This window comes from Microbacterium sp. LMX7-1.2, assembly GCF_040675935.1.
In the GTDB taxonomy this organism is placed as follows: domain Bacteria; phylum Actinomycetota; class Actinomycetes; order Actinomycetales; family Microbacteriaceae; genus Microbacterium.
Genome location: NZ_JBEGIL010000001.1, coordinates 3,490,635 through 3,509,497 on the forward strand (window position 1 = coordinate 3,490,635; position 18,863 = coordinate 3,509,497).

General features: G+C 69.4%; 21 protein-coding genes. 20 read left to right on the plus strand and 1 reads right to left on the minus strand.

Annotated features, from left to right (window positions below):
- Positions 1-15: 15 nt before the first annotated feature.
- From MRBLMX7_RS17125 to MRBLMX7_RS17190, 14 genes are all read left to right on the plus strand, one after another.
- Positions 16-1,428 carry a UDP-N-acetylmuramoyl-tripeptide--D-alanyl-D-alanine ligase gene (locus MRBLMX7_RS17125; RefSeq protein ID WP_363370321.1) on the plus strand — a complete coding sequence of 471 codons (1,413 nt, stop codon included), beginning with the start codon at positions 16-18 and terminating at the stop codon, positions 1,426-1,428.
- Positions 1,425-2,537 carry a phospho-N-acetylmuramoyl-pentapeptide-transferase gene (mraY, locus tag MRBLMX7_RS17130; RefSeq protein ID WP_050723733.1) on the plus strand — a complete coding sequence of 371 codons (1,113 nt, stop codon included), beginning with the start codon at positions 1,425-1,427 and terminating at the stop codon, positions 2,535-2,537. Before MRBLMX7_RS17125 ends, mraY begins: the two co-directional genes overlap by 4 nt.
- On the plus strand, positions 2,527-4,062 hold the full coding sequence (murD, locus tag MRBLMX7_RS17135) for a UDP-N-acetylmuramoyl-L-alanine--D-glutamate ligase (protein WP_363370324.1): 1,536 nt from the start codon (positions 2,527-2,529) through the stop codon (positions 4,060-4,062). The genes mraY and murD overlap by 11 nt, the downstream gene beginning before the upstream one ends.
- The gene (gene ftsW / locus MRBLMX7_RS17140) at positions 4,031-5,287 is read left to right on the plus strand and encodes a putative lipid II flippase FtsW (protein ID WP_363370325.1); all 1,257 of its coding nucleotides are present in this window, start codon (positions 4,031-4,033) and stop codon (positions 5,285-5,287) included. The genes murD and ftsW overlap by 32 nt, the downstream gene beginning before the upstream one ends.
- The gene (locus tag MRBLMX7_RS17145) at positions 5,284-6,360 is read left to right on the plus strand and encodes a UDP-N-acetylglucosamine--N-acetylmuramyl-(pentapeptide) pyrophosphoryl-undecaprenol N-acetylglucosamine transferase (RefSeq protein ID WP_363370327.1); all 1,077 of its coding nucleotides are present in this window, start codon (positions 5,284-5,286) and stop codon (positions 6,358-6,360) included. The genes ftsW and MRBLMX7_RS17145 overlap by 4 nt, the downstream gene beginning before the upstream one ends.
- Positions 6,361-6,422: 62 nt before the next feature.
- Positions 6,423-7,820 (plus strand): UDP-N-acetylmuramate--L-alanine ligase, encoded by a 1,398-nt coding sequence (murC, locus tag MRBLMX7_RS17150; protein WP_363370329.1) that lies wholly within the window; start codon positions 6,423-6,425, stop codon positions 7,818-7,820.
- Positions 7,821-8,003: 183 nt separating this feature from the next.
- Positions 8,004-8,756 (plus strand): FtsQ-type POTRA domain-containing protein, encoded by a 753-nt coding sequence (locus MRBLMX7_RS17155; RefSeq protein WP_152926229.1) that lies wholly within the window; start codon positions 8,004-8,006, stop codon positions 8,754-8,756.
- Between the two features lie 203 nt (positions 8,757-8,959).
- Positions 8,960-10,117, plus strand: coding sequence for a cell division protein FtsZ (gene ftsZ, locus MRBLMX7_RS17160; protein WP_363370331.1), 1,158 nt, complete (start codon positions 8,960-8,962; stop codon positions 10,115-10,117).
- Complete coding sequence (locus MRBLMX7_RS17165; RefSeq protein ID WP_363370333.1) at positions 10,114-10,794, plus strand: YggS family pyridoxal phosphate-dependent enzyme; 681 nt, start codon at positions 10,114-10,116, stop codon at positions 10,792-10,794. The genes ftsZ and MRBLMX7_RS17165 overlap by 4 nt, the downstream gene beginning before the upstream one ends.
- 43 nt (positions 10,795-10,837) lie before the next feature.
- Positions 10,838-11,317, plus strand: a complete 480-nt coding sequence (locus MRBLMX7_RS17170) for a cell division protein SepF (protein ID WP_363370335.1) — start codon at positions 10,838-10,840, stop codon at positions 11,315-11,317.
- A 3-nt stretch (positions 11,318-11,320) separates the two neighbouring features.
- Positions 11,321-11,617, plus strand: coding sequence for a YggT family protein (locus MRBLMX7_RS17175; RefSeq protein ID WP_050723741.1), 297 nt, complete (start codon positions 11,321-11,323; stop codon positions 11,615-11,617).
- Between the two features lie 153 nt (positions 11,618-11,770).
- The gene (locus MRBLMX7_RS17180) at positions 11,771-12,367 is read left to right on the plus strand and encodes a DivIVA domain-containing protein (protein ID WP_363370336.1); all 597 of its coding nucleotides are present in this window, start codon (positions 11,771-11,773) and stop codon (positions 12,365-12,367) included.
- A gap of 63 nt (positions 12,368-12,430) precedes the next feature.
- Positions 12,431-13,042 carry a signal peptidase II gene (lspA, locus tag MRBLMX7_RS17185; protein ID WP_414685153.1) on the plus strand — a complete coding sequence of 204 codons (612 nt, stop codon included), beginning with the start codon at positions 12,431-12,433 and terminating at the stop codon, positions 13,040-13,042.
- 2 nt (positions 13,043-13,044) lie between these two features.
- Positions 13,045-13,965 carry an RluA family pseudouridine synthase gene (locus MRBLMX7_RS17190; protein ID WP_363370338.1) on the plus strand — a complete coding sequence of 307 codons (921 nt, stop codon included), beginning with the start codon at positions 13,045-13,047 and terminating at the stop codon, positions 13,963-13,965.
- Position 13,966: 1 nt separating this feature from the next.
- Here MRBLMX7_RS17190 and MRBLMX7_RS17195 read toward each other — a convergent pair whose 3' ends face one another.
- The gene (locus tag MRBLMX7_RS17195) at positions 13,967-14,566 is read right to left on the minus strand and encodes a TetR/AcrR family transcriptional regulator (protein ID WP_363370340.1); all 600 of its coding nucleotides are present in this window, start codon (positions 14,564-14,566) and stop codon (positions 13,967-13,969) included.
- A 99-nt stretch (positions 14,567-14,665) separates the two neighbouring features.
- Between MRBLMX7_RS17195 and MRBLMX7_RS17200 the strand changes: the two genes are divergently transcribed.
- The 6 genes from MRBLMX7_RS17200 (at position 14,666) to MRBLMX7_RS17225 (ending at position 18,821) form a co-directional block, all read left to right on the plus strand.
- Positions 14,666-15,283, plus strand: coding sequence for a DUF6230 family protein (locus tag MRBLMX7_RS17200; protein ID WP_050723745.1), 618 nt, complete (start codon positions 14,666-14,668; stop codon positions 15,281-15,283).
- Positions 15,274-15,720 (plus strand): DUF6114 domain-containing protein, encoded by a 447-nt coding sequence (locus MRBLMX7_RS17205; RefSeq protein ID WP_363370342.1) that lies wholly within the window; start codon positions 15,274-15,276, stop codon positions 15,718-15,720. The genes MRBLMX7_RS17200 and MRBLMX7_RS17205 overlap by 10 nt, the downstream gene beginning before the upstream one ends.
- Entirely contained in the window at positions 15,717-16,415 is a 699-nt protein-coding gene (locus MRBLMX7_RS17210; protein ID WP_363370344.1) for a hypothetical protein, read from the plus strand. Before MRBLMX7_RS17205 ends, MRBLMX7_RS17210 begins: the two co-directional genes overlap by 4 nt.
- 35 nt (positions 16,416-16,450) lie before the next feature.
- Positions 16,451-17,038 (plus strand): GNAT family N-acetyltransferase, encoded by a 588-nt coding sequence (locus MRBLMX7_RS17215; RefSeq protein WP_363370346.1) that lies wholly within the window; start codon positions 16,451-16,453, stop codon positions 17,036-17,038.
- Between the two features lie 66 nt (positions 17,039-17,104).
- Positions 17,105-17,710 (plus strand): RNA polymerase sigma factor, encoded by a 606-nt coding sequence (locus MRBLMX7_RS17220; protein WP_363370348.1) that lies wholly within the window; start codon positions 17,105-17,107, stop codon positions 17,708-17,710.
- Entirely contained in the window at positions 17,685-18,821 is a 1,137-nt protein-coding gene (locus MRBLMX7_RS17225) for a hypothetical protein (RefSeq protein WP_363370350.1), read from the plus strand. Before MRBLMX7_RS17220 ends, MRBLMX7_RS17225 begins: the two co-directional genes overlap by 26 nt.
- The last annotated feature ends 42 nt before the right edge of the window (positions 18,822-18,863 follow it).

Sequence of the window (18,863 nt, forward strand, 5' to 3'; positions counted from 1 at the left end):
GCGCCTGGAGATGTCATGATCGCCCTGTCGCTTGCCGAGATCGCCGCCGTCCTGGGAGGTGATCTGCGGCTCGCCGGTACCGCCACGCCCGAGACGATCGTCGAGGGGGTGGTCGACACCGACTCGCGGAACATGGGCCCGGGAGCGATCTTCGTCGCCAAGCCGGGTGCGGAGACCGACGGACACCGTTTCGTCGGCGCCGCTCTGGCCGCCGGCGCCGTGCTCGCGATCGTCGAGCGTCCCGTGGACGAGGAGATCACGCAGATCGTCGTGCCCGACGCGGTGCTCGCCCTCGCCGATCTCGCCCGCGAGGTCGTGGCGCGCGTCCGTGCCGGTGGCGGCCTGAAGATCGTCGGCATCACCGGCTCCAACGGCAAGACCACCACCAAGAACTTCCTCGCGCGGATCCTGTCGGATGAGGGCGAGACGATCGCCCCGATCAACTCCTACAACAACGAGGTCGGCGCCCCGGTCACGATGCTGCGCGTCACGCATGGCACACGGTTCCTCGTGAGCGAGTTCGGCGCCGACGGACCCGGCAGCATCGCGAGGCTCGCGGGACTCGTCGAGCCCGACGTCGCGGTCGTCCTCATGGTCGGTCTCGCGCATGCGGGCGGGTTCGGCGGCATCGAGGCCACCGCGCGCGCCAAGTCCGAGCTCGTGGCGGCCGCTGCGGTCGGCGGCACGGCCGTGCTCAACGTCGACGACCCGCGTGTCGCCGGGATGCGGGACCTGGCCGACTCCCGGGGGCTGACGGTCGTCGGGTTCGGCCAGAGCAGCGCCGCCGACGTCCGCGCGCACGATCTCGAGGTCACGGCCTCCGGGACGACGTGCGTGATCGAATCCGCGGGGGAGCGGATCCCGCTGCACCTCCGCGTCCTCGGCGCCCACCACGTCAACAACGCCCTCGCTGCGATCGCAGCGGCCGGTGTGCTCGGCGTCGCGGCCGCGGACGCGATCGCTCGCCTCGAGACCGTCGAGATCGCCGAGCGCTGGCGGATGCAGCCCCTAGGCAGCGATCGGGTGCGGATCATCAACGACGCGTACAACGCGAGCCCCGACTCGATGGCGGCCGCGCTGCGCACGCTCGCGCAGATCACCGGCCCCGGGGAGCGCACCGTCGCGGTGCTCGGTGCCATGAGCGAGCTGGGCGAGACCGCGGGGGAGGAGCACGACCGCATCGGGCTGCTCGCGGTGCGCCTCAACATCCAGCGCATCGTCGTGGTCGGACAGGAGGCGAGGCGGCTGTACATCTCCGCGATCGGCGAGGGCTCCTGGGACAGCGAGGCCGTGTTCTTCGCGGATCAGGACTCCGCGTTCGAGTACCTCCTCACCGAGCTGCGCGACGGCGACCGCGTGCTCGTCAAGTCATCCAACTCCGTGGGCCTCCGGCATCTCGGCGATCGTCTGGGAGAATCGTTCTCGTGAGGTCACTCATCATGGCGGCGGCCATATCGCTCGCCTTCACGCTCTTCCTGACTCCCGTCTTCCTCCGGCTGTTCCGCAAATGGGGATGGGGTCAGGTCATCCGCACCCCCGAAGCGATCGAGAATCCGAGCCACGAGGCCAAGCGCGGCACGCCCACGATGGGCGGGGTGATCTTCATCCTCGGCACCATGGTCGGCTACTTCACCGGCGTGTACGTCGGCGGCGGCACTCCCGCGCTCTCCGCGCTGCTGGTGATCTGGCTCATGATCGGCTTCGGCGCCGTCGGATTCATCGACGACTACATGAAGGTGCGCAGCCAGCGCAGCCTCGGGCTCTCCGGTTGGCGCAAGATCATCGGGCAGCTGCTGGTGATCATCCCCTTCGGCATCGTGGCCCTGAACTTCCCCAACAAGTTCGACCAGACCCCGGCATCCGGGTCGATCTCCCTGTTCCGTGACATCCCCTGGCTCAACCTGTTCGCGTTCACGGTCGTCCTCGGGTGGGCGCTGTACCTGCTCTGGATCTCGGTGATCGGCGTCGCGACCTCCAACAGCGTGAACCTCACGGACGGCCTGGACGGACTCGCTGCGGGAGCGGGCGTGATCGTGGTGGGCGCCTACAGCCTCATCGCCTTCTGGCAGTTCAAGCAGTCCTGCGTCGGCGAAGGCGTCGAGAAGGCCGCGATCGGCGGATGCTACGAAGTGCGCGATCCGTTCAGCCTGGCCATCATCGCCGCGTCCTTCGCCGCGAGCCTCATCGGGTTCCTGTGGTGGAACGCACCCAAGGCCAAGGTGTTCATGGGCGACGTGGGTTCCATGGCGATCGGCGGCGTCATCACGGCGATGGCGATCCTGACCCGCACCGAGCTGCTGCTGCTCGTGATCGCCGGCGTGTTCGTCATGGCCTCCGGCTCGGTCATCCTGCAGCGCGCCTACTTCAAGGTCACGCGCGGCAAACGGCTCTTCCTCATGAGCCCGTTCCACCATCACCTCGAGATGCGGGGCTGGTCCGAGGTCACGATCGTGGTGCGCATGTGGATCATCGCGGGTCTTCTCGCGGTCTCGGCGGTCGGTCTGTTCTACGTCGAGTGGCTGACCCGTGTCGGCTGAGGCGCGGCTCGCGACCCTCACGAGCTGGAACGCCGACTGGTCGGGCCTGCGCGTCGCGGTGCTCGGTCTGTCGATGACCGGGTTCTCTGTCGCGGACACGCTCGCCGAGCTCGGGGCGGATGTGCTCGTGCTCAGCGAGTCCGCCGACGAGGAATACGCGAGGCTCGTGCCGGTGGTCGGTGCCCGGCTCGAGATCGGGGCGCTGTCGGACGTGCCGCAGGCTCTCGTCGACTTCGACCCCGAAGTCGTGATCGCCTCGCCCGGCTTCTCTCCGTCGCATCCTGTGATCCGCTGGGTGCAGGAGTCGGGGATCGCGCTCTGGGGCGACATCGAACTCGCCTGGCGGGTGCGCGACAAGGTGACGAGGCCGGACGGCACTCCTGCCGACTGGGTGCTGATCACCGGCACGAACGGCAAGACCACGACGACGCAGCTCACCGCGACGCTGCTCGTCGAGGGCGGTCTTCGTGCGGCGCCGTGCGGCAACATCGGCGTGCCCGTGCTCGACGCGGTGCGCGACCCCGCCGGATTCGACGTGCTCGTTGTCGAGCTGTCCAGCCACCAGCTCTGGTATCTCGGACTCTCGGCACCGGAGGGCCAGCCGGTCCCGCACTCCGCCGTCTGCCTCAACCTCGCGGACGATCATCTCGTGTGGCACGGCACGGCTCAGGCGTACCGGGACGCCAAGGCGCTCGTCTACCGCAACACCCGAGTCGCGTGCGTGTACAACAAGGCCGATGAGGCGACCCGGATCATGGTCGAGGAGGCCGAGGTCGTCGAGGGCGCGCGCGCCATAGGCTTCGACCTCGGCGTGCCGGGGCCGAGCGATCTCGGAGTCGTCGAGGGCCTGCTGGTAGACCGGGCGTTCCTGGACGATCGCGCCCGCAGCGCACTCGAACTCACGACGCTCGCCGACCTGGAGGACGCGGGCCTCGCCGCGCCCCATATCGTGCAGAACATCCTCGCCGCGAGCGCACTCGCCCGCTCGCTCGGCACCGAGCCCGAGGCGATCCACGCGGCGCTGCAGGGCTTCCGCCTCGATGCCCACCGCATCCAGGTCGTCGCCCGCCACGCCGGCATCACCTGGGTCGACGACTCCAAGGCCACGAACCCGCACGCCGCCGCGTCCTCGCTGCGCGCCTACCCGGGCGCGGTCTGGGTCGTCGGCGGCGACCTGAAGGGCGTCGACATCGCCGAGCTGGTGGCCACGGCCGGCACGACCGCGCGTGCCGCGGTCGTGATCGGGGTAGAGCGGGCCGGGGTGATCGCGGCATTCGAGCGACACGCGCCCGCGGTGCCGGTCTTCGAGGTGGATGCTGGCGAGACTGGACACGTCATGAACCGCGTCGTGGAGATCGCTGCGGGGATCGTCGACGGCGAGGGAACGGTGCTGCTGGCCCCCGCCGCCGCATCCTTCGATCAGTTCACGAGCTACGCGGATCGCGGACACCGCTTCGCCGAGGCGGTGCGGGACTGGATAGACCGGGGGAGCGATGACACAGGTCGAACGCCCCCCGCGCTCTGACGCCGGACGCGGCGCAGGGCTCGCGGCCCACGTCTCGCTCGGACGCCGGTTCACGCCTCTATCGACCGAGTTCCTCATGATCGCCTCGGCGGCGTTGCTCCTCACGATCTTCGGGATCGTCATGGTGCTCTCGGCGACGAGCGCGACGGCGGTGGCGAGCGGCCAGAACCCCATGGGCGGCGCACTGCGCCAGGGAGTGTTCGCCCTGCTCGGGATCCCGCTCATGTTCCTGCTCTCGCGCATGCCCATGAAGTTCCTCAAGCGGATGGCCTGGCCCGCGCTGTTCGCCGCGATCGCCCTGCAGCTGCTCGTGTTCACGCCTCTCGGCATCGAGGACGGCGGAAACCGGAACTGGATCAACATCGCGGGCTTCACGTTGCAGCCGTCCGAGTTCCTCAAGCTGTCGCTCGCTGTCTGGATCGGCTACGTGCTGATGCGCAAGCACACGATGCTCGGCACGTGGCACCAGGTCTTCATCCCTGTCGTCCCCGTGGGCGCCCTGGCCATCGGCACGGTGCTCGCGGGCAAGGATCTCGGCACCGCGATGGTGATGGTGCTCGTGCTGCTCGGGTGCCTGTTCTTCTCCGGCGTCAAACTCCGACTGTTCATCCTCCCGGTGATCCTCGGTGTGATCTCGGTCATCGCGCTGGCGATCACGAGCCCCGACCGGATGCGTCGGATCACCGCGACGTGCTCCGACATGTCGGCGTACACCGGCGACTGCTACCAGTCGATCCATGGCATCTGGGGCATGGCGTCCGGCGGCATCTTCGGCGTCGGCCTGGGGAACTCGCAGGAGAAGTACGGCTGGCTGCCCGCCGCGGGCAACGACTTCATCTTCGCGATCGTGGGCGAGGAGCTCGGACTCATCGGCTGCATCGTCGTGCTCGCGCTCTTCACGATCTTCACGGTCGGTGCGTTCCACGTGATCCGCAAGACCGACGACCCCTTCATCCGCGTGGCGGCGGGCGGCATCACGGTGTGGATCACGGGTCAGGCCGTGCTCAACATCGGCGTCGTGATCGGGGTCTTCCCCGTGATGGGCGTGCCGCTGCCGTTCATGTCGCAGGGTGGCACCGCCCTGCTCGCCGTGCTCATCGCGTGCGGCGTGCTGCTCTCCTTCGCGCGCACGCTTCCGGGGGCCGAGGAGAAGGCGGCCGCACGATCGGCCGCCGTCGCGCGCGGCGCGGGACGCACGGCGGGTCGGGGTAGGGTCGCACGGTGACCACGTACCTTCTCGCCGGCGGAGGCACCGCCGGCCATGTGAACCCCCTGCTCGCCGTCGCCGACGGTCTCCGTGCCCGCGACACGGCGGCGGAGATCCTCGTGCTCGGTACGGCCGAAGGGCTGGAGTCGCGCCTCGTGCCGGCGCGCGGCTACGAGCTGTTGATCGTCGACAAGGTTCCGTTCCCGCGGCGCCCGAACGCGCAGGCCGTGCGCTTCCCCTCACGCTTCCGCCGGGCCGTCGCCCAGGTTCGCGACCACATCCGCGCGCACGCGGTCGACGTCGTCGTCGGATTCGGCGGCTACGCCTCCGCACCCGCCTACGTCGCCGCCCGCCGCGAGGGCGTGCCCTTCGTGGTGCACGAGGCCAACGCCAAACCGGGGCTCGCCAACGTCCTGGGCGCCCGCGGTGCCGCGGCCACCGGCGTCGCCTTCGACGGCACCCCTCTGCGGGGCGGCGAGGTCGTGGGGATGCCGTTGCGTCGCGAGGTCATCGAGCTCGATCGCGCCGCGGCACGCGCCGAGGCCGCCGAGCACTTCGGCCTCGACGCCGACCGCCCGGTGCTTCTCGTGTTCGGCGGATCCCTCGGCGCCCAGCGTCTCAACGAGGCACTCGCGGACTCCTGGGGCGACGTGCTCGCCGCCGGATGGCAGCTCCTGCACGTCACGGGGGAGCGCAGCGAGCTCACCGACCCCGAGGTGCCCGGCTACTCGCTGCAGCGCTATGTCGACCGCATGGACCTCGCGTTCGCGCTCGCCGACCTGATCGTGTCGCGCTCGGGCGCGGCCACGGTCAGCGAGATCAGCGCCCTCGGCATCCCCGCCCTCTACGTGCCGTACTCGGTCGGAAACGGCGAACAGCGCCTGAACGCGGCATCCGCGGTCGCCGCAGGGGCAGCCCGACTCCTCGACGACGCCACATTCGACGGCGACGCCGTGCGCCGCATCGTGATCCCCGTGCTGAACGATCCGGCGCGACTGACCGCGATGGCTGAGGCCGCCGGTCGCGTCGGCACGCGCAGCGGCACCGAGAACGTGATCGCCCTCGTGGACCGGGCGCTCGGCGTCGCCTGACCCGCGATCGCCCGCCGCGGCCCACCCGAGTACGCCCCACCGAAAAGTAGACTGAACACGACATGATCAGACCCGACCTCTCGCTCCCGATCCCCGAATCGATCTCCTCCGCGCACTTCATCGGCATCGGCGGTTCCGGCATGAGCGGCCTCGCCCGCATGTTCCTCGACGCCGGCATCCGGGTGTCCGGCAGCGACCGTGCCGACAGCGACAACCTGCGCGCCCTCGCGGCCGCCGGCGCGACCGTGCACGTGGGGCATGACGCCGCGCACCTCGGCGATGCCGACACGGTCGTGCACACCGGGGCGATCTGGCCCGAGAACCCCGAGTTCGTGACGGCCAAGGAGCGCGGTCTGCACGTGATCCACCGTTCGCAGGCTCTGCACTGGCTGATCGGGTCGCGACGGTTGGTCTCGGTGGCCGGCGCGCACGGCAAGACCACCTCGACGGGCATGATCGTCACGGCGCTGCAGGCGCTCGGCGCCGATCCGCACTTCGTCAACGGAGGCGTGATCGAGCAGCTCGGTGTCTCGAGCGCCACCGGCTCGGGCGATCTGTTCGTGATCGAGGCCGATGAGTCCGACGGCACGTTCCTGCTGTACGACACGGCTGTCGCGCTGATCACGAACGTCGACCCCGACCATCTCGACCACTACGGCTCCGAGGAGGCGTTCCACGATGCCTTCGTGCGCTTCGCCGACGCCGCGACCGAGGCCGTCGTGATCTCCAGCGACGATCCGGGAGCCCTCCGGGTCGGGGCCGGGCTCTCGCATCCCCGGGTGATCACCTTCGGTCAGGCCGAGGACGCGGACGTCCGCCTCACCGACATCGTCGCCTCGGGTCCCGTGTCGGCGACCGTCACGTTCGCAGGCGAGAGCGTCCGCCTTCAGCTCGCGGTGCCCGGTGTGCACAACGCGGTCAACGCGACCGGCGCCGTCGCGGTGCTGCTGTCGCTCGGTTTCGGGCTCGGGGAGTCGGTCACGGCCGTCGAGGGCTTCGCCGGCACCGTGCGCCGTCTCGAGCAGCACGGGGTCGAGCGCGGCGTGACCGTCTACGACGACTACTCGCACCATCCGACGGAGGTGCGCGCGGCGCTCGAGGCCCTGCGCTCGATCGCCGGCTCCGGGCGGATCATCGCGATCCAGCAGCCGCACACCTATTCGCGCACGCAGCATATGTACCGCGAGTTCGCCGAGGTGCTCGAGACGTACGCGGATCACACGGTCATGCTCGACGTGTACGGCGCGCGGGAGGATCCCGTGCCCGGTGTCACGGGCGAGCTCGTGAGCGGTGCCTTCGACGATCAGTCCCACGTGCACTTCGTGGCGGACTGGCAGCAGGCCGCCGACTACACCGCCTCCGTCGCCCGCGACGGCGACTTCGTCGTGACGCTCGGCTGCGGCAACGTGTACCAGATCATCCCGCAGGTGCTCGAGTCGCTGCGGTCGACCGGGGCGTAGTCGGTGCGCCGCCCGCCCCCGCTCCCGACGTCGCCCGGCGGCGCGACGGACGACGCGACGACCCGACGTCCGCGGAGCGGGTCGCGCGCGAGCGAGACGGATGCCGGACGCGCGGCCGATTCGGCGACAGCGTACGACGGGTCTGCGGGGGCGCCCCGCGCGGGGCACGATGACCCGGGCCCCATGTCGGCTCGGGACGTGTGGCGGGCGGCGCGTGCACGTCGGAAGGCGCTGCGCGCGGAGATCCGTCGCTTCACGCAGCGGTCTCGTCGTCGTCGCATCGTCTGGCTCAGCGCCGTGGGCGCGTCGGTGCTCCTGATCGGCGGGAGCATCGCCGCGGCCTACAGCCCGCTGTTCGCTGTCGAGCGCATCACGGTGGTCGGGGCCTCGACGCTCGATGCGTCGACCGTCGAGTCGGCGCTGTCGGACCAGTTGGGGACCCCGCTCGCTCTGGTCGATGCGAGTGAGGTCAAGGCCGCGCTGCTCGCGTTCCCGCTCATCGAGACCTATGCGCTGGAGGCCAGGCCCCCGCACGATCTCACTGTGCGGATCGTGGAGCGCACGCCGGTCGGCGTGATCCGCTCCGATGCCGGGTACACCCTCGTGGATGCCGCGGGCGTCGCGCTCTCGACCACCTCCGACCAGCCCGCCGGACAGCCGCTGCTCGACGTCGCGGGCGGGACCGGATCGGCGGCGTTCGAGAGCGCGGGACTCGTCGTGCGCTCGGTGCCCGCGGACGTGCGGGCCGCATTGACGAACGTGAGCGCGTCGACGCAGGACGACGTGACGCTGACGTTGAACTCCGGTCTCACGATTGTGTGGGGGAGCGCGGACGAATCGCCGTTGAAGAGCGAGGTCCTCACGAAGACGCTCCTCTCGAGCCCCGGGGCGTCGACGATCGACGTGACCTCGCCGCGGGCGGTCGTGGTCGGCTGAGGCCTCCGGGCGCGAGTCGGGACGAGGTTCCGACGGCAAACGGGCGACACGCCCGTGTCGCTGCGACCACGCGTGCGCGCGGCGCTTACCTTCGAACAAGAGAAACCGATACCGGGAAACACTTTACACCTCTAGTTGAGGTTTAAGGTTTGACCCGGCCGGCGGACACCACAAGACAGGCTCGAATCTTTCGGAGGCCGGCCATGAGCCAGAACCAGAACTACCTCGCCGTGATCAAGGTCGTCGGCGTCGGCGGTGGCGGCGTCAACGCCGTCAACCGCATGATCGAGCTCGGCCTCCGCGGAGTCGAGTTCATCGCCGTCAACACCGACGCGCAGGCGCTCCTCATGAGCGACGCAGACGTCAAGCTCGACGTGGGGCGTGAGCTCACCCGCGGACTCGGAGCTGGGGCCGACCCCGAGGTCGGACGCCGCGCCGCCGAGGATCACGCGGAGGAGATCGAGCAGGCCCTGACCGGCGCCGACATGGTCTTCGTCACCGCGGGAGAGGGCGGCGGCACCGGCACCGGCGGCGCCCCCGTGGTCGCGCGCATCGCGAAGTCGATCGGCGCGCTGACCATCGGCGTCGTCACGAAGCCGTTCTCGTTCGAGGGCCGCCGTCGACAGAGCCAGGCCGAGGCAGGCGTCTCCAAGCTCAAGGAAGAGGTCGACACCCTCATCGTCGTCCCGAACGACCGGCTCCTCGAGATCAGCGACCGCGGCATCTCGATGATCGAGGCGTTCGCCACGGCCGACCAGGTGCTCCTGGCCGGTGTGCAGGGCATCACCGACCTCATCACGACGCCGGGTCTCATCAACCTGGACTTCGCCGACGTGAAGTCGGTCATGCAGGGGGCAGGCTCCGCGCTCATGGGCATCGGCTCGGCGCGCGGCGCTGACCGAGCGATCAAGGCCGCCGAGCTCGCGGTCGAATCGCCGCTGCTCGAAGCGTCGATCGAAGGCGCACACGGTGTGCTCCTCTCGATCCAGGGTGGATCGAACCTCGGCATCTTCGAGATCCACGACGCCGCCGATCTCGTCAAGGAGGCCGCGCACCCGGAGGCGAACATCATCTTCGGAACGGTCATCGACGACACCCTCGGCGACGAGGTGCGCGTCACGGTGATCGCCGCGGGCTTCGACGGCGGCGAACCGTCGCTGCGCCTCGACCCGATGGTCGTCACCCGCCCCGCCGCCGCGAGCACGCTGCCGGAGGTGTCGCTCCCCAGCGACGAGGACGCCGCTCCCGCGGCATCCGAGCCCGCCGAGAAGCCCGAGCAGACGCCGCAGCGCGTGACCGCGACGAGCATCGAGCCGGCCTTCGCCGACGACGACATCGACATCCCCGAATTCCTCAAGTGACCGAGCTGGCCGCGCGGCTGTCGGCGATCGATGATCGCATCGCCGACGCCGCGCGTCTCGCTGGACGCGATCCCGCGGAGATCTCCCGGATCGTCGTCACGAAGTTCCACCCCGCCTCGCTCGTGCGCGAGCTCGCGGAGCTGGGAGTGCGCGACGTGGGGGAGAACCGGCAGCAGGAGCTCTCCGGCAAGACCGCCGAGCTCGGCGACGTGGATGTGCGCTGGCACTTCATCGGCCAGGCGCAGACCAACAAGGCCGCCGCGATCCGACGGAGCGCGGATGCCGTGCACTCGGTCGATCGTGACCGGCTGGCCGACGCGCTGCACCGCGCCGCCGAGGGAGACGACGTCCTCGATGTGACCGTGCAGGTCAATCTGACCGACGACCCGGGTCGTGGGGGCGTCGATCCCGCGGACGTGCGATCGCTCGCGGAGCACATCCTCACGCTGCCGTCGCTCCGCCTGCGGGGCGTGATGGCCGTCGCCCCGCTCGATCAGGACCCGGCTCCGGCGTTCGCCCGTCTGCGCGACCTCTCCGAGGAGCTCAGAGAGGTCGCGCCCGACGCCGACTGGATCTCGGCGGGTATGACCGGCGACTTCGTCGAGGCGATCGCGGCCGGCGCGACACACCTTCGGATCGGCTCCGCAATCACGGGACCCCGCCCCGACCGGGGTTAACCTCTAACCAGACCAGCCCGACACGTTCGAACCGGAGGACACGATGGGTAACCCGCTGAAGAAGACCATGGTGTATCTCGGCCTCGCCGACGAGGAAGAGGTCTACGAGGAGGAGCAGCAGGCTCCGGCCCGCGCCCACCGCGAGCGTGATCGCGACCGTGACCGTGAAGAGCCGGCCCCCGCGCCGATCACCCCGCTGCGTCGTCCCGTCGCCGTGCGTCAGCCCGCAGGAGGGGCAGTGAACGAGATCCTCACCGTGCACCCCAAGCAGTACCGCGATGCCCAGCTCATCGCCGAGAGCTTCCGCGAGGGCGTGCCGGTCATCATCAACCTCTCGCAGATGAGCGACGCGGACGCGCGCCGTCTGATCGACTTCGCCTCCGGCCTCTCACTGGGCCTGTACGGCCGCATCGAGCGCGTGACCTCGAAGGTGTTCCTCCTCTCGCCGGAGAACATCAACGTCTCCGGTCACGGGGGCATCGCGCACGCGGACGCCGAGTCCGCGGGCTTCGACCAGTCGTAACCCGTGGGGCTCGTCTCCGTCCTCGCGAGCATCGTCCACACGGCGCTGCTGCTGTACCTGCTCGTCCTCTTCGCGCGGTTGATCCTCGACTACATCCCGCTGTTCAACCGCGAGTGGCGACCCAAGGGCGCCGGTCTCGTGGCCGCCGAAGTCGTCTACACCATCACCGATCCGCCGGTCCGGTTCTTCCGGCGGCTCATACCGCCGTTGCGGATCGGATCGCTGTCGCTCGACTTCGGGTTCTCCCTCACGATCCTGATCGTGCTGATCCTCATGAACATCGTGGGGATCTTCCGCTGACACGCCGCGAGTTCCGGGTGACCGGGTGTCGCGGCATCGCGACGACCAGGCTCGGGGACTATGCTTGGCTCCCAGGTGCGCGCCCCGGGTTCGCGCCACATCACGACCACGCCATTCTCGAAACTGGCAACCGAACTCATCGAAGGAGCCACCATGGCACTTACCCCGGATGACGTCGTCACCAAGCAGTTCCAGCACGTCCGCTTCAAGGACGGATTCGACCCGGACGAGGTCGACGACTTCCTCGACGAGATCGTCATCGAGTGGCGCAAGGCCCTCGAGGAGAATGTCGAGCTCAAGGCCAAGCTGGCCGCTTTCGAGTCCGGCGAGGCCCCCGAGGCCGCCGCTCCGGCTGCTCCCGTCGCCGAGGCGCCCGCCCCCGTCGTCGAGACCCCTGCTGCCGAGCCCGCCCCGTCGGGTTCCGCGACCGCCACCGCCGGCATCATCGAGCTCGCGCAGCGTCTGCACGACGAGCACGTCGCCGAGGGTGAGGCCAAGCGCGCCCAGCTCATCGCGGACGCGGAGGGCGAGGTCACGCGCATCCGCACCGAGGCCGAGGCCAAGCAGCGCGAGGAGTCGGCGCGTCTGGAGCGCGAGCGCAACACGCTCGAGGCCCGCATCACCGAGCTCCGTAACTTCGAGCGCGACTACCGTTCGCAGCTGCGCGGTTACATCGAGGGCCAGCTCCGCGACCTCGACGAGAAGTCGGCGTCGACGGACTCGACCCCGGTCTCCGCGATCGGTCTGTAGGTCGTCCTTTTGCCAGGACGCCCTCCCCTTCGTCGGTCGGCGGCCGGCGCGATCGTTGCGATCATCGCAGCGCTCGTGCTGGCCGCCGATCAGTGTGTGAAGTACCTCACGATCACGTACCTGCCCCTGCAGGAGCCGGTGCCGGTTCTCGGCGAGTTCCTCCAGTGGTACTACGTCCGGAATCCCGGCGCGGCGTTCTCGCTCGGCTCCGACGTGACGTGGATCTTCACGATCGCGCTCGCGGTCGTGGCGGTCGTGATCGTGTGGAAGGCCACAGGGCTGCGCTCGCGGCTCTGGGCCGTCGTGCTGGGCGGTCTGCTCGGAGGCGTGCTCGGAAACCTCGGCGATCGTCTGTTCCGTGAGCCGGGCTTCGGTGTGGGGCATGTCGTCGACATGATCTCGATGCCGTGGATGCTCCCGGCGATCTTCAACGTCGCCGACGTGTTCATCGTCACGGGCATGATCTCGGTCGCCCTCCTGGTGGTGTTCGGCCTGCGCTTCGACGGAACGCGCGAGCGTGACCACGAGCATGCGGTCGTCGAGAACGACGAGGATGCCGAGGCCGCGGCGGTGGCCGCGGATCACGAGGCCGATGCCGCGAACGACGACGATTCCGCGGCCCGTCCGGACACGCCGGAGGCCTCCGCCGGAGCGTCGACCGCGGACGGTCGCTGATCGTGGAGTTCCGATCTCTTCCCGTCCCGGACGGGTTGGACGGCGTGCGCGTCGATGCTGCGCTCGCGAAGATGCTGGGCTTCTCCCGGACGTTCGCGGCAGACGTCGCCGCCGCCGGTGGTGTCCGCGTCGACGGGACCGTCCTCGACAAGTCCGACCGCCTGCGCGGCGGGGGCTGGCTCGAGGTCGAATGGCAGCCGAAGGAGGAGCCGCGGATCATCCCGATCGCGGTTCCGGAACTCGGCATCGTGTACGACGACGATGACATCGTGGTGGTCGACAAGCCCACGGGCGTCGCCGCGCATCCCTCCCTCGGGTGGGACGGCCCGACGGTGGTCGGCGCGTTGGCTGCGGCGGGGTTCCGCATCGCGACCAGCGGTGCTCCCGAGCGGCAAGGCGTCGTGCATCGCCTCGACGTCGGCACGAGCGGGCTCATGGTCGTCGCCAAGACCGATTCGGCCTACACCGCCCTCAAGCACGCCTTCAAGGAGCGCACGGTCGAGAAGATCTACCACGCGGTCGTCCAGGGGCATCCCGACCCGCTCGCGGGAACGATCGACGCTCCGATCGGTCGGCATCCCGGGCACTCGTGGAAGTTCGCGGTCGTCCCCGACGGCAAGCCCTCTGTCACGCACTACGAGACTCTCGAGGCGTTCCCCGGGGCATCCCTGCTCGAGATCCATCTCGAGACCGGACGCACGCACCAGATCCGCGTACACATGGCCGCGCACCGGCATCCGTGCGTGGGCGATCCCCTCTACGGGGCGGACCCGACGCTGTCGGCGCGTCTCGGGCTGACCCGGCAGTGGCTGCATGCCCATCAGCTCGCATTCACGCACCCGGCGACGGGGGAGTGGGTGCAGTTCGAGTCGCCGTATCCTGCCGATTTCCAGCACGCGCTCGAGGTGCTGCGCGGGGAGTGACTCAGAAGCGTGCGTCCCGCGCGGCGTCGACGACGCCGTCGAGCGTCCTCCCGAGGAAGTCGACGACAGCATCATCGCCGACTCGCCGATCCACGACCAGTTCGAGAAGCGCCTCCTCGGTGAACGACACCCAGGCGCGCAGCGCCACGCGCAGCGCCACGTCGTCGCGCACACCCAGCTCGACGAAGGCCTCTCGGAGGCGCAGCGCGTTGAGTTCGCGGGACTCGTCGACGATCGCGCGCACGGCCGGGTCGCCGCTCGCGACGCCGCGGACGAGGGAGGAGAAGGTGCCGCTGTGGTCCCGCACGAACCCGGAGATCCGCAGCAGGGTGTCTCTGATCCGTTCGCGCGGGGGGAGGTCGAGGCGCGGCTCGGTCGCGAGGAGGAGGCTGTCCCTGGCGGTCGTGACGATCGCCCGCTCGAGCCCCTGGCGACTTTCGAAGTAGTGGAAGACCAGGGCTTTCGAGACGCCGGCGCGGAGCGCGAGATCCTCGATCGTGAGGTCGTCGAGCGGGTGCTCCGTCAGGAAGTGCACCCCGATCGCGATCAGCTGGGCGCGGCGCTCGTCGGGGCTGAGGCGAGAACGGCGCTCCGACGACATGCCTGAAGCCTAACGAGTACAGGTATTGACTCTGAATCAATAAGGCATAGGATCGGACCATCGCGCTGACGGAGCCGTCCGCGCGAAGGAGGAGGATCGATGAAGTTCCCGAAGCCGTCCAGAGTCCTGTCCGCCGCGACCTCGTCGCACGCCGGACGCATCACTCTCGCCGCCGTCCCGGCGGGGATCGTCGCCGCAGTCCTGCTCGGAGGAGTGGCGCAGGGCTCCGTGCCCGTATCGTTCGCCGTCTCGGGCAGTCAGTTCCAGATCGGCGCGAGCCAGCTCGAGGGCACGGGGTTCTCGCAGTACGCGGGCGTAGCGACCGACACCGAGGGCGGAGAGCACACCGTCGCGATCGCCAACATCAAGAGCGCGACGCTCAGCGACCTCTGCCAGTCGGTCATCACCGAGACGCCGCTCGGCACCGTCGGGGTTCTCATCAAGGCCGGCGGGGGCGGGGAACCGGCGACCGCGAGCGACCTGCAGATCGGGATGACCGGTCTCAAGGGCGACGCGACGTTCGGCGGGATCCGCATCGGCGTCGACGCCTCGACCGTGAACACCGACGCCAAGGGCACACCGGGCGACTTCGCCCAGGACTCCGACACGATCTCGATCACGAACCTCCAGCAGACCGCATGGAGCACCCAGGCGTCCGTGTTCACGCTGAAGGGGATGTCGCTCGAGCTCACGGACGGTTCGCAGGGATGCTTCTGAACGGGACGGATGCCGTGACCGACAACTCGCCGGAGACCGCCGTCGCCGTGCCCGGGCGCTTCCGCGCGTGGTGTCGCCAGCGTCCCTTCATCGGCGGCATCCTCGTCGCGCTCGGCGGCATCGAGATGCTCTTCTCGGGGCAGCTCGACATCGGACACCTGCATGTGCAGCTCGGCATCGAAGGACTCCAGGCCACGATCATCCCCGTCGTGCTGCTGCTCCTCGGCATCCTGGCGATCACCATGCCCGCGCACCATGTGTTCTACGGAGTGATCGCGCTCGCGGTCGCCCTGTACTCGCTGATCGGCGTCAATTTGGGCGGGTTCCTCATCGGCATGCTCCTGTCCGTCATCGGGGGCGTCCTCGTCGTGGCGTGGATGGCCCCGCGTGAGACGATCTCCGTCGAGGCGCCGGACGTCGGGGCGACAGCGACGTGATCCGTCGCCCCGCCCTCGCCGCCGCTGCGCTCGTCGTCGCCGCCGCGGTGACACCGATGACGCTCGGAGCGGCCGCCCCGCACCCTCAGGCGGGCTTCTGCATCCCGCTGATCTACTGTCCGGATCCGGAGACCGATCCCGTGACGCCGTCCGAGAGCCCGTCCCCGACCGATCCCGCGGATCCGTCGCTGCCCGCGGCTCCTCTGCCGACGGTTCCGGCTCCGCCCGTGCAGCCCGCACCGGTCGACCCCGTGCCCGCACCCGTCGACGATGCCGCGCCCGTCTTCACCGGTACGCCGACGGCTCTAGGGTCGAAGTCGTTGTCCTTCACGGGACTCTCCGGGATCTCGATCGTCACCGTGCCGACCGTGGACGGTGGCGGAGTGCGAGTGCTCAAGATCAGCGCCGACTCGATCACGATCGACGGATTCTCGCTCACGGTCCGTCCGCCCGACGGCCCGGGGCTCGTCACCACCGCCGACACGATGTCCTTGCAGGGGCATGTGAGCGTCTACCTCGGATCGGTGAGCGCCTCCGCGCTGGGCGGGGAACCGCTCACGATCGGACTCGACACGCCGCCGCCGCTCACCGACCTCGAGCCGGGTCTGCTGGACGTGACCATGGGTCTCGTCGGCAGCACGGCGGACTCGATCACGTACTCGAACACGGATCAGCGGATCGTCGAGCTCGACTAGGTGCGCATGTCGGAGCCGTGGTCCAGACTGGGCCCATGGGCACCGGGAGCGAGCGGATCGAGGTGAGGCCGGCCACCGCGTTCGATGACGTCGCGACCCTCGTCGGTCCGAAGAAGCCGACGTCGAACGTGTGCTTCTGCCTGAGCTACCGCATCGGCAGCAAAGAGAACCAGGCGTTGAAGGGCCCCGCCCGAGCCGAGAGGGTGCGCGAGCTCTGCCATCAGGATCCACCTCCCGGGGTGATCGCCTATCTCGATGACGAGCCCGTGGGGTGGGCGGCACTGCACCCGCGCAGCGATACGAGCTTCGCGACGAACCGCCTCATCCCGCACGTCGACGACCTCGATGTATGGTCGCTCTGGTGCCTGCGAGTGCGACCCGGCCATCGCAAGCAGGGCATCACCCATGCGCTGGTCGACGGCGCGGTCTCCTACGCGCGGGAGCGCGGGGCGCCCATGGTCGAGGCGTATCCGGTCGACAACAAGGGTCAGAAGGTCGACCTGACCATGGCCTACGTCGGCACGCGCAAGATCTTCGAGGATGCGGGCTTCGTCAAGGCCGCCGACACCGGGTCGGTCCTGAACGGCTTCCCCCGAGTGCTGATGCGGCTGGATCTGCGGTGACGCGGGGATTCTCGAAGAATTCGAGAAAATCGCGAACCGTTGGGGATCGCAGAGGCAATACATAGTGTGAACACAGACAGCGAGATCATTCGGCGGTCGCTCGGGCAGCCCCGAGCGTTCGCCGAAATCTTCGACAGACACGCAGGAGTGGTGGGACGGTACGCCGCCCGACGCCTCGGCGCGGATGCCGGAGAGGACATCCTCAGCGAGACGTTCCTCGTCGCGTTCGCACGCCGGAAGGCGTTCGACACGACGAGGGACAGTGCCCTGCCGTGGTTGTTCGGGATCGCCTCCCGACTGATCAGGAAGCATCGGGCGACGGAGGCCAAGCACCTCAGGTCGAGCATCGAGTCCGCCCACCGCGAGGAGCACATCTCGCACGGCGACCTCGAGACGACCATCGCGCGGCTGGATGCTGAGATCTCGACCCGCGAGCTCGCCCCGCGGATCGCGTCGCTGTCGGCGAAGGACCGAGAGACGCTCCTGCTGTACGCCTGGGGGGACCTGACGTACGAGGAGGTCGCCGAAGCCCTCGGGGTTCCGGTGGGCACGGTGCGCTCGCGCATCAATCGCGTGCGCACCCGGCTGGATCCGCACCGCGGCGCTGGCCCCATCCGAACGGTGAAGAAGAAGGAAGGAGAGGTCGATGGACGGTTTCGAGCGCGTGCGTGAAGTGGGCACGGGGGAGAGCCTTACCGACGAGCGGATCGCCGGGGCGCGCGCCCGGCTGCTCGAGGGCATCGACAGCGGGATGGCATCGGCGCGCAAGCGTGTGAGCCGCCGGCCGATGTTTCTCATCGCCGGCGCCGTCGCTGGAGTCGCCGCGGCGACCGCGACGGTCATGGTGGTCGGTCAGCTCACGGCGCCGGCTCCACGGGTGGAGGCGGTCCCGACCAGGGAGTCGGGCACCACACCGTCGCCCGCGCCGACGTCTACTCCCACGGCCGCGCCGGTCCCGGAGACTGCTGCGCAGGTTCTGCAGGGGGCGGCGGTCGCCGCCGAGTCCTATCGCGCGCCTGATCTCGCCCCCGGTCAGTACCTGCGTCAGGAATGGACGCGGGAGGAGCTGAGTCTGTTCAACGACAGCGTGGGCACGAGCGAACCGGGTATGGGTGTCCTCCGCACCACAGCCACCAGCGCATGGACGCTGCGGATGTCGGGAACGTCCTACGTGCCGGGAGACCTCACCCAGAGCGCGTATTTCGAGACCGGACCAGCGGAGCTCGGAGACCTCTTCGGCGACACGAGCGTCGCCGAACTGCAGGGGCGCCAGCAGCTCGACCGGTCCGGGCTCGGTGCGCCGAGGTCGTCATGGACTGTGCTCAGGCCGCCGCTCGACGTCGAGGGGGCCTCCGACCTCGCGCAGTTCTACTCCGCCATGCCGCTCGAGTCCGGGGCGATGGTCGAGTGGTTGCGGTCCTACCTCGGCGGAGACACGCCGGCGTGGGTGGACGCCAAGGTGGGATGGGTGATGATCGAGCTGCTGGCGCAGAACGTCGGGCCGTCCCATGTCCGGGCAGCGATCTATCGCGCGCTGGGCACGCTCCCGGGTTCCTCGGTCAGCGACCTGCAGGATGGTCGGCGGACGATCACCTTCGATTCCGCGCCGGAGTGGGGGACGGGCGAGTCGATCAGGAGGTCCACGGTGACCGTCGACATGGCGACGGGTATGGTGACCGGCACCACCTTCACCTCGGAGCTCGGGGAGGGTGACGTCGTTCGAGTCGACGTCCCCGACTTCCGCACGACGTATTCGGAGACCGTTGTCAGCACGCTCCCTTGAGAGGACCGAAACAGCGGTCCTCTCCGCCCCGGCATCTGTTCA